The 10,569-nt window shown below is 68.7% G+C and carries 9 protein-coding genes; 1 reads left to right on the top strand and 8 read right to left on the bottom strand.

Features of this window, described 5'->3' with window-relative positions:
- Window positions 1-13: 13 nt before the first annotated feature.
- From BM041_RS15335 to BM041_RS15320, 4 genes are read right to left on the bottom strand one after another with little or no spacing between them, the layout of a single operon-like run.
- Complete coding sequence (locus BM041_RS15335; protein WP_092960742.1) at window positions 14-1,618, bottom strand: ABC transporter substrate-binding protein; 1,605 nt, start codon at window positions 1,616-1,618, stop codon at window positions 14-16.
- A gap of 22 nt (window positions 1,619-1,640) precedes the next feature.
- The gene (locus BM041_RS15330) at window positions 1,641-2,501 is read right to left on the bottom strand and encodes an ABC transporter permease (RefSeq protein ID WP_092960741.1); all 861 of its coding nucleotides are present in this window, start codon (window positions 2,499-2,501) and stop codon (window positions 1,641-1,643) included.
- Window positions 2,498-3,439: an ABC transporter permease gene (locus tag BM041_RS15325; protein ID WP_092960740.1), complete on the bottom strand. Its 942-nt coding sequence runs from the start codon at window positions 3,437-3,439 to the stop codon at window positions 2,498-2,500. Before BM041_RS15325 ends, BM041_RS15330 begins: the two co-directional genes overlap by 4 nt.
- A complete protein-coding gene (locus BM041_RS15320) occupies window positions 3,439-5,061 on the bottom strand; it encodes an amidohydrolase (RefSeq protein WP_245762104.1) in 1,623 nt (540 codons plus the stop codon). The genes BM041_RS15325 and BM041_RS15320 overlap by 1 nt, the downstream gene beginning before the upstream one ends.
- A 153-nt stretch (window positions 5,062-5,214) precedes the next feature.
- Between BM041_RS15320 and BM041_RS15315 the strand changes: the two genes are divergently transcribed.
- Window positions 5,215-6,786 (top strand): ABC transporter substrate-binding protein, encoded by a 1,572-nt coding sequence (locus tag BM041_RS15315; protein WP_092960739.1) that lies wholly within the window; start codon window positions 5,215-5,217, stop codon window positions 6,784-6,786.
- Window positions 6,787-6,795: 9 nt separating this feature from the next.
- Here BM041_RS15315 and BM041_RS15310 read toward each other — a convergent pair whose 3' ends face one another.
- Genes BM041_RS15310 through BM041_RS15295 form a run of 4 tightly spaced genes read right to left on the bottom strand, consistent with a single transcriptional unit; the run spans window position 6,796 to window position 10,569 of the window.
- A complete protein-coding gene (locus BM041_RS15310; protein WP_092960738.1) occupies window positions 6,796-7,821 on the bottom strand; it encodes a dimethylarginine dimethylaminohydrolase family protein in 1,026 nt (341 codons plus the stop codon).
- A gap of 10 nt (window positions 7,822-7,831) precedes the next feature.
- Window positions 7,832-8,620, bottom strand: a complete 789-nt coding sequence (locus tag BM041_RS15305; RefSeq protein ID WP_092960737.1) for an ABC transporter permease — start codon at window positions 8,618-8,620, stop codon at window positions 7,832-7,834.
- A gap of 3 nt (window positions 8,621-8,623) precedes the next feature.
- On the bottom strand, window positions 8,624-9,472 hold the full coding sequence (locus tag BM041_RS15300) for an ABC transporter permease (protein WP_092960736.1): 849 nt from the start codon (window positions 9,470-9,472) through the stop codon (window positions 8,624-8,626).
- Entirely contained in the window at window positions 9,472-10,569 is a 1,098-nt protein-coding gene (locus tag BM041_RS15295; RefSeq protein ID WP_092960735.1) for an ABC transporter ATP-binding protein, read from the bottom strand. The genes BM041_RS15300 and BM041_RS15295 overlap by 1 nt, the downstream gene beginning before the upstream one ends.

The following is a 10,569-nucleotide window of genomic DNA, read 5'->3' as shown; positions in this document are numbered from 1 at the left end:
GCTGTTCCCTTCCTTACCGGACGATCCGCATGTCCAGCGCCTTGTAGACGCCGATGCCGTAGAGGCCATGCGCGCGGATGCCGGTCACGCGGTTGCTGTTGCCGACATAGAGATTCTCCCGTGCCGTGGTCAGCCAGGGCGCTTCCTCCGCCAGCTTGCGCTGGAGCAGGGCGAGCGCGCGGGCGCGCACGGCGGGATCGGTGGCGCTTCGGGCCTCATCCAGCCAGGCATCCGTCTGCGGGTCGTTCCAGTTCATCCGGTTCGGGCTGGGCCGCGCACGGCTGTGCCAGTAGAGGGACAGCGCATCGCCCGCGGAGAAGTAGGGGTAGGACAGGAACAGCGCATCGAATTCCTGCGTCGCCATGCGGCCCCAGGCGACGGTCGCATCGAAGAGCTGGATGCGCATCTCGATGCCGACGCGGCGCAGCGCCTGCTGGATGATCTCGCCCTGGCGCTGGTTCTCCAGCGTGTTGATGCCGTAGGTCAGGAAGGTGGCGCGCTGGCCATCCTTCACGCGCACGCCATCGGAACCCACCCGCCAGCCGGCCTCGTCCAGCGTGCGGGCGGCGGCCGCCGGATCGAAGCGCGGCACGAGCGTGTCGGACTGCGCGTCATAGTCCAGCGTGTTGGGGTTCACGATGTTCAGCGCGGGCTGAGCATGGCCGAACCAGACGGCGCGCACCAGGGCGGCGCGGTCCACGGCCTGGTGGATGGCACGGCGCACGGCGCGGTCGCTGACGACCGGCTTGTCCACCTTGAAGCCGAGGTAGTAGTCCCAGAAGTAGTTGGGCTGCGTCGTCACCGTCACGCTCGGCACGCGGCGCACGCTGTCGACCGCCACCATCGGGATGTACTGCGTGACGTCGGCCTGGCCGGTCTGCAGGGCCGCGAGCCGCGCCGTCGCTTCCGGCACCACGCGCCAGACGATGCGCTCGACATGCGCGGGGCCGCGATTTTCGAAGATCGGCGGGCCCCAGCGATAGGTGGGGTGGCGCGTCAGCACCAATTCGCTGCGCGGCGTCCAGGATGCCCAGCAATAGGGGCCGGTGCCGTTGAAGCCCTGGCTGCCGAAATTGTCGCCGAGGCGTTCCACCGTCGCGCGGTCGATGATGCCGGCGAAGAACAGGGTGAGCTGGGACAGAAGCTCGCTGAACGGCGTGTTGAGTTCGTATTCGACGGTGTAGGGATCGACGGCGCGGATCTCCTTCACCGGGCCCGCGCGCCAGGCGACGGGGCTGCGCGTGGCGGGGGCGATCCAGCGGTTGATGGAGTAGACCACATCCTCCGCCGTCATCGGCTTGCCGTCACAGAAGGTGACGTCGCGGCGGAGCCGGAAGGTGTAGAGCTTGCCGTCCTCCGACACCGTCCAGCTTTCCGCGAGGCCCGGGCGGATGGTGCGGCCATCCCAATCCATGCTGACCAGCGTGTCGGTCATCAGGGTCACGATCTCACCAGCGCCGCGGGCGGTGCTGCGGTGCAGGTCGTAGCGGTCCGCGTCGATCTCCCGCATGAAGACCGCGGTGTTGCGCGGCGTCTGCGCATCGGCGGGCAAGGCGGGCAGCGTGGCGGCCAGGGCGGCGGCGGCGATCATGCCGCGGCGGAGCAGTCCGGTTCTCATGCTTGGTTCTCCCTGCGTGGTTCTAGATTCGCAGCCGGGGGTCGAGCGCGTCGCGCAGCGCGTCCCCCAGCACGTTGAAGGCGAGGACGATGACGAAGATCGCCACCGAGGGAATCACGCTGATATGCGGCGCGAAGAACAGGAAGGTGCGCCCCTGCGCGGCCATGGCGCCGAGTTCCGCGATCGGCGCCTGCGCGCCGAGGCCGAGGAAGGACAGCGCCGAACCCAGCAGGATCACCTGCCCGAAGCGCAGCGTGGCGAAGACGAGGATGGGGGAGAGGCAGTTCGGCATCAGGTGCCGCCAGATCAGCCGCGCGTCGCCCATGCCCTGGGCGCGCGCGGCCTCGATGTAGTCAAGCCCCAGGACCACCAGCGCGGTGGATCGCGCGATGCGCGCCATCAGCGGCACGGTGGCGACGGACAGCGCGATGACCACCGCCGTCACACCCGGCCCCGCGATGGCCGCGATGGCCAGGCCGAAGAGGATGGCGGGGAAGGACAGCATGATGTCGGCAAGGCGCATCAGCAGCCCATCCACGCGCCGGTAATAGGCCGCGCAGAACCCGATGGCGACGCCGAGCACGCCGCCGAAGCCGAGGCTCAGCGCGCCCATCGCCAGCGTCACCCGCAAGCCGTGCAGCAGGCGCGACAGCATGTCCCGGCCCTGCCCGTCCGTGCCGAGCAGATAGGCGCCGCCCGGCGGCTGCATGATCGCCATCAGGTCGGTTTCGTAGGGGTCGTAGGGCGCGAGCCAGGGCGCCAGCAGCGCCGCCAGGATCACGATCGCGACCAGCCCCGCCGCCACCGCTGCGGCGGGTTCGCGCAGCAGCACGCGCAGCGTGGAGGGCCGAGCGGGCGGTTGCGCCACAGCCACGCCGCTCATGCCGTCCTCACGCGCGGATCGAGCACACCGTACAGCAGATCGACCGTCAGATTGACCAGGATGAAGCCGAGCGACAGGACGATGATCGTGCCCTGCGCCATGGGGAAATCCGACGACAGGATGGCGCCGACCGCCAGCCGCCCGACGCCGGGCCAGGAGAAGACGGTCTCCGTCACCACGGCGCCGCCGAGCAGGAAGCCGATCTGCAACCCGATCAGCGTCACCACCGGCACCATCGCGTTGCGCAGCGCGTGGCGCAGCACGACGATGCGTTCAGGCAGGCCCTTGGCGCGTGCAGTCCGCACGTGGTCCGCGCCCAGCACATCCAGCACCGCCGTGCGCGTCATCCGCGCCACCGGACCCACGAAGACACCGCCCAGCGTCACCGCCGGCAGGATCACCGCGCGCAGGCCCTGCCAGGTCCAGAGCGGACCCTCGCGCCCCGTGAAGGGCAGCCACTGCCACTGGAAGCCGACGAACCAGATCAGCACCAGGCCCAGGAAGAACACCGGCACGGACACGCCTGCGACGCTGATCGCCATCACCACGCGATCGATCAGCGACCCGCGCCAATAGGCGCCGATGGTGCCCAGGAACAGCCCGAGCGGGATGGACCACACCAGGCTCGCCGCCATCAGTTCCAGCGTCGGCGCGATGGTGTTGCCGAGTTCCTGCGCGACGGAGACGTTGTTGATGATGGAGACGCCAAGATCGCCCTGCGCCAGGCGGCCGAGATACAGGAAGAATTGCAGCCACAGCGGCTTGTCGAGGCCGAGGTCGCGGCGGATGGCCTCCACGATCTCGACGCTCGCATTCGGGCCGGCGCGCACCACGGCGGGATCAGTCGGCACGACCTGCATCAGCAGGAAACCGACGAGCAGCACGCCGAACATCACCGGCACGGCCAGCAGCAGGCGCTGGACGGCGTGGCGGAGCATCAGGCGGCCTCCCCGTGCCGGTCGAAGATCACCGTGCCGCCGCGCAGCGTCAGGTCCGCGCGGGTGTCGTGGAGGATCTGCTCCGGCGAAGACGAGAAAATGTCGCGCGACAGCACGGCGATATCGGCCATCATGCCGGGTTCCAGCGTGCCGCGGCGGTCCTCCGCGAATTGCGTGTAGGCGCCGCACCAGGTCTGGCAGTGCACGGCCTGCTCCACCGTCAGCGCTTCCCCCGCCCCCATCACCGTGCCGCGGCTGGTCTTGCGCGTGATCATGGTGAAGAGGTTGATGAAGGGATCGACGGTGGAGACCGGGCAATCGGAGGACGCAGCGGGATGATGCCCTTCCTCCAGCCAGGTCCGCATGGGGTAGGCATTCTCGCTGCGCGGCAGGCCGAGGTTGCGGATGTAGAGGTCGCCGAACTCATACATGAAGACGGGCTGCGGAACCGGCAGGATGCCGCGCGCCTTCATGCGGCGCATCTGGTCGCGGTTGAGGAAGCCGCAATGCTCGATGCGATGGCGTCGTCCGACGAAGGGATGGGCTTCGCTATCCGCGGCCTCCATGCCCTGCAGCACCTGCTCGATCGCCGCATCGCCGATGGCGTGGATGTCGAGTTGCCAGCCCTGCTCGTGATACAGCTTGAGCAGCGCATGGATCTTGTCGTCGGGGAAGGTGAAGACGCCCGTGCCGCCGCCGGCACTCTCCAGATAGGGATCGAAGAAGGCGGCGGTCAGCCCGCCGGCGCTGCCATCGGCGAAGACCTTCACCGCACCCCAGCGCAGCATGTCGTCGCCCTGGTTCGGCCGCAGCCCGGCCTCCCATGCCTGCTGCGCGATGCCCTCGGGATTGCCGGCCAGCACGTTCCACATGCGCAGCGGCGAACGGCCCGTGGCAACGGCGGCGTGGAAGGCCTCGACCTCCGCCATCCCCGCGGTCATGCCGACATTCATGTCCGTGGCGCTGGCGAAGCCGAAGGAGGCCAGGTGGTTGCCCGCACGCTCGATCGCCGCCACCAGCGATTCGGCATCCGGTGGCGGGATCACGTCCCGCACCAGCCGCATGGCGCGTTCCTGGAACAGGCCCGTCAGCGCGCCGCGCTTGCGTTCGATGACGCCGCCCTCGGGATCCGGCGTGTTGTGGCCGACGCCGGCGGCGCGCATCGCTGCGGTGTTCGCCACGCCCATATGGCCGCAGGTGCGCACGATGAAGACGGGATTATCGGGGGAGACGGCATCGAGTTCCGCCGCCGTCGGGTGCCGCCCGATATCGAGTTCCGCATGGTCGTAGCCCCGGCCCAGCACCCAGGCCCCCTTGGGCGCAGCCTTCGCGGCGTCCCCGATGCGCTTCAGCGCCTCATCCAGCGTGCGCACCTGCTCCGCGCGCAGATTCACACCGGCCAGGGCCAGGCCGTAGGGCAGCAGGTGCATATGCGCTTCGTTGAAGGCCGGAATCGCAGCGCGGCCCGCCAGGTCGATGCGCCGCGCCGCCGGCGCCGCCGCCTCCACCTCCGCCAGAGTGCCAACGGCCAGCACGCGCCCATCGCGGATGGCCATCGCCTCCGCAAACCCGCCCGCGAGGCCGCGGAAGATGGGCCCGCCGGTGAAGATCATGTCAGCCATCACGCCGTACACCGCATACCATTTTCCGCACCGCACAAGATGAAGGGACTGTCAGGCGACGATAGTGGCACGTCAACCCGGCGATGCGGAACGATCATTGCCTTCAAGCCGTGCGGCGATGATGATCGCGGCATCGGGATGGAGAAGTGACGCATGCGCAGGCGTTGGCTCGGGGCGGTCGCGGCGGCCGCCATCTCTCTCACGGCGGGGCTGGCCCAGGCCCAGTCCACGCTGAGGGTCGTCCTCATCAATGACCTCGCCAGCCTGGACCCGGTGCAGTCCACGGCGGCCTTCGTCCGCAACCACGGCTTCATGGTCTATGACCAGCTCTTCGCGCTGGACAGCCAGGGCGTCGCCCGTCCGCAGATGGTGGATACGCATGTCGCCAGCGCCGATGGCCTGTTGCACCGGTTCACGCTGCGCGAGGGCCTCTCCTTCCATGATGGGCAGCCCGTGCGGGCGGCCGATGCCGTCGCCTCCATCCGACGCTGGACGCAACGCGATATCGTCGGCCGCGCGCTGGCTGCCGCCACTGCCGGCATGGAAGTCGTCGACGACAGGACCTTCACCATCACCCTGTCCCGCCCCTTCGCGCTGGTGACGGAGGCGCTGGCCCGGCCGACCGCGAGCGCGCTGTTCGTGATGCCCGAACGCATCGCGCAGACACCGGCAACGACCGCCATCGCGGACGCGACCGGCAGCGGCCCCTTCATCTTCCAGGCCAGCCAATGGCGCGTGGGCGATCGCGCCGTCTACACGCGCAACCCGAACTATCGCCCGCGCGCGGAGGCGGCGGATGGGCTCGCGGGCGGCAAGGTGGTGAATGTGGACCGCGTGGAATGGCTGGCGATGCCGGACCCCGCCACCGCCGCGGCCGCCCTGCAATCCGGTGAAATTGACTTCATCGAACAGCCCTCCCCCGACATCGTCCCGACGCTGGAGCGCAACCGCAACATCCGCACCATGGCGCTCAATCCCGTGGGCTTCATGGTCTGGCTGCGTATCAACCACACCCAGCCGCCCTTCAATCACCCCGCCGCCCGCCAGGCGTTGCTGCACCTGGTGAACCAGCAGGAGGTGCTGCAAGCCGTGGGCATACGGCCCAGCGAACAGGTGCCCTACTGCCCGGCCTATTTCTTCTGCAACACGCCACTCGAAAGCAGCGCCGGCGCGCAGGGGCTGCGGGAGGCGAATATGGACCGCGCGCGCGCCCTGCTGCGGGAAGCCGGCTACAACGGCCAGCGCATCGTCTTCATGAACGCCGCCGACAGCCCCATCAACAACGCCGCGACGCTGGTGATGGCGCAGGCCTTCCAGCGCGCGGGCCTCAACATGGACGTGCCCAGCATGGATTGGGCGACGGTCACGCAGCGCCGCAACCGGCGCGAACCGGTGGACCAGGGCGGCTGGAACTTCTTCGTGACCGTCGCCAATGTGCTGGACGGGCAGAACCCGCTGACCAACCTCTACCTCGCCAGCCCCTGCGAGGGCGGCCTGACCGGCTGGCCCTGCGACCAGCAGTTGGAGGACCTCCGCCGGTCCTGGTGGGAGGAGAATGATGCGGCCAGGCGCCAGGACATCCTGCATCGCGTTCATGCCCGCGCCTATGAGGTCCTGCCCTACATCAATGCCGGGCAGTTCCGCACACTCGCCGCGCATCGCGCCAATATTGAGGGCCTGCGCCCCACCACCGTCCCGGTTTTCTGGGGCGTGACCAAACGATAGGCGGGCGCGTCAGACCGGGTCCCGCACCAGCGGGCTGGTGGAGCAATGGATGCCGCCGCCGCCCAGCCCGACGCGATCATACTCCACCAGGCGGATGCTGATCCCGGCCTTGTCCAGCGCATCCTGCGTGCGCGCGCTGACCCGGTCGCTCATGATGACGCGGCCGGGAGCGACGGCCAGGCAGTTCACGGTCCAGGAGGGATCCTCGTGATTCACGGGGATCATGCGGATGCCGAGGCGCTTCAACTCCTCCATGAAGACGAAGGGCAGCATGGAGGGATTCACGATGGCGACGTCGTGGTGGATCATCACGAAGCCGCCATCGATGTGCAGGCGGTAGCCGGGGATCTGCACGCGGATGAGGCGCGTGCCCTGCACGGCCAGCACCTCCTCCAGCTGCCGGGCGCCTTCCTCATTGACGCGGGAGGAGACGCCGATGACGGCGACGTCGGGCCGGATATAGGCGAAGCTGCCGCCTTCCATGAGGCCGGTGCCGTGGATGGTGCGGAGAATCGGCATGCCGATGGAAGCGAGGGTTTCCGTCACCGGCGCTTCCTCGCCCCGACGGATGCGCGGGCCCATGCGGGTGACGATGGCGCCGCCCTTGATGCCGATGCAGCTGTCCCGCGTGTAGATGGATTTGTGGCGCCCGGCGGCGGCGCGCTTGAGATAGACGACCTCCACCCCTTCATCGCGGAGCGCGGCCACCAGCGCATCATGCTGGGCCTGCTGTTCCTCCAGCGTCGGGCGCTGGTTGCCGCGCCAATAGGCGCCGGTCGTGGGATCGCCGAAGGCGTTGAGTTCGGGGATGTGGGGCAGCGTGTCGACCACGCGCATCTCCTCCCCCGGGCGGTGCATCAGCACCACGCGCAGGCGGCCGACATCGGAGTTGCAGCCCCATTGGCGGCCCCAGACGAAGGATTGCTCCGACGCGCTTTCGAAGGCGGGATCGGGTTCGCTCGCGAAGCGTTCGATCAGCATGTTGTAGCGGTGGTCGAACTCGCTCATCGCGAAGCTGGGCGGGGTCTTCTGCATGATCGCTTCCTCAGGCATCGCGCCGTCGCCGCAGCGCCAGGTCCAACAGCAGCAGCGCCAAGGTGAAGACCACCAGCAGCACGGCGACGGCAGCCATGGCGGGGTCCAGATTCTCGTTGATGCCGTCCCAGATGCGGCGCGGCAGGGTGAAGACATCGCGGGAGGCGATGAACAGCACGATCACCAGCTCATCCCAACTATGGATGAAGGCGAAGATGGCGCCAGAGAGGATGCCCGGCGCGATCCGCGGCAGGATGACCCAGCGGAGCGTCTGCGACAGCGACGCCCCCATGCCCCGCGCTGCCTGTTCCAGCCGCGGATCGAAGGCCGCCAGCGCGGTGGAGACGGTGATAACGACGTAGGGGATGCCCGTGACGCCATGCGCGATGGCGACGCCGAGGAAGCGGTCCAGCAGGTCCAGCTTCGCGAAGTAGCGATAGAGGCCGACGGCATAGACGATGGAGGGGATGATGATGGGCAGCAGCATCATCGCCCGCACGAGGTCCGTGGACCGCCGCGACAGCCGCCAGCAGCCGATCGCGCAGAGCGTCCCGGCCACGACAGCGATCACCGTCGCCGCCACCGCGATCAGGAAGGACTGCCAGATCGATCCCAGCCAGGCCTCGCTGCCCAGCACCGTCGCGTAGTGGCGCAGGCTCAGCGCTTCCTGCGGCAGGGAGAGGAAGCGCTGGTCGGTGAGCGAGACGGGGATGACGATGCTGATGGGCAGTACCAGGTAGATCGCGACCATCCAGGCCGCGGCGATGGTCCAGCGTCCGGGGCGATGCGCGTGGTCCATCGCTCAGGCCCCCGAACCGAAGACGCGCCGCAGATCGACGAGGCGGGAGAAGATCGCGAGCGTCGCCAGGATCGCCACCACCAGCACCGTCGCCATCATGGTGCCAAGCCCCCAGCGGATGAGGTCGAGGATCTGCAACCCGATCCACTCCGCCACCATCAGCGTCTTGCCACCGCCCAGGATGGCGGGGGTGATGTAGAAGCCGAGCGAGAAGATGAAGACCAGGACGCCGGCCGCGATCAACCCCGGCAGCGACAGCGGCAGGAAGATGCGGCGGAAGATGGTGAAGCGCGGCGCGCCGAGGCCCCGTGCGGCGGCCAGCAGCCGCGGGTCGATTTCCCGCATCGAGGCCAGCAGCGGCAGGACCGCGTAGGGCACCATGTAGTGGACCATGCCGACGATGATGCCGAATTCGTTCCAGACGAGTTGCAGCGGTTCGCTGATGATCCCCGTATCCATCAGCGCGTTGTTCACCAGCCCCTGCCGGCGCAGCAGCGTCACCCAGGCGAAGGCGCGCACCAGTACGCTGATCCACAGAGGCACCAGCACCGCCAGGATCCACCAGCGCCGCGCAGACTCGCTCGCCAGCGCGATCCGATAGGCCAGCACATAGCCCAGCAGCAGCGCGAGCGCCGTGGTGATGGTGCAGATGCGCAGCGTCGTGATGATCACGCGCTGCACGCTTTCGCTGGTGAAGAGGCGTTCGTAGTTGCCGAGGCCGGGCGAGGGCTCGGTGAAGGAGATCGCCAGCACCTGCGCGATGGGGGCGATGTAGAAGGCCGTCATCAGCAGGAAGGCGGGAAGGATCAGCAGCCACCAGCCCGCATCCTGCCCCCACCTTCTGGCGGACATCAGGCCGCGTCCTCGACGACGGGGACGCTGGCGGTGGAACTCCAGCCGAGGCGGACGGCCAGGCCCTCGCTCGGCGCGATGGGCGCCTGCCAGGTCGGCAGCGCCACGCGCAGCGCGCCGAAATCCGGGGTCTCCACCACCAGCGTGTAGCCGGCGCCGAGATAGGACCAGGCGGCGATGCGGCCCATGACGACGTTGTCGGCCGCATCCTCCTCCGCCAGCAGGGCGATCTTCTCCGGGCGCAGGCTCAAGAGCACGCGGCTGCCATGGGCGGGCCGGTGGTTCTCCGCCACCGCCTGCAAAATGCGCGTCGGGCCCGCGCCGATCACGAAGCCGCCGGGCACGCTCTCCCGCACCTCCCCATGCAGGAAGTTGGACTTGCCGAGGAAGTCGGCGACGAAGCGCGTGCGCGGGTGTTCGTAGAGATGCGCGGGCGCGCCTTCCTGCACCAGCTTGCCATGGTTGAGGATGGCGACGCGGTCCGACAGGGACAGGGCTTCCTCCTGGTCATGCGTCACATTGACGAAGGTGCGGCCGACGCGGCGGTGCAGGACCTTCAGCTCCTCCTGCAATTCCGCGCGCAGCTTCTTGTCCAGCGCCGAAAGCGGTTCATCCAGCAGCAGCAGCGCGGGGTCGAAGACCAGCGCGCGGGCCAAGGCGACGCGCTGCTGCTGGCCGCCGGAGAGTTGCCGCGGCAGGCGTTCGGCGAAGCCCGACAGCTGCACCAGGTCCAGCGCCGCGCGCACCTTCGCGTCGCGATCGGCAGCGCCGAGCTTGCGGACGCGTAAGGGGAAGGCGACGTTCTCCGCCACCGTCATGTGCGGGAACAGCGCATAGCCCTGGAACACCATGCCGAAGTCGCGGCGTTCCGGTGGCAGCGGCGTGATGTCCTGGCCATCCAGCAGAACGGCACCTTCCGTCGGCGCGACGAACCCCGCGATGCACATCAGGATCGTCGTCTTGCCGCTGCCGGAAGGGCCGAGCAGCGTCAGGAACTCGCCCCGCTCCACCTTCAGCGAGACGGAATCGACGGCGGTGAAGCTGCCATAGCGTTTCGTGAGCCCGCGCAGCGCGAGGGCGTGGCCCGTTCCCAACAT

It is taken from the genome of Falsiroseomonas stagni DSM 19981, from assembly GCF_900114315.1.
GTDB classification, from domain to species: domain Bacteria; phylum Pseudomonadota; class Alphaproteobacteria; order Acetobacterales; family Acetobacteraceae; genus Falsiroseomonas; species Falsiroseomonas stagni.
This window is presented reverse-complemented; position numbering and strand designations above follow the sequence as displayed.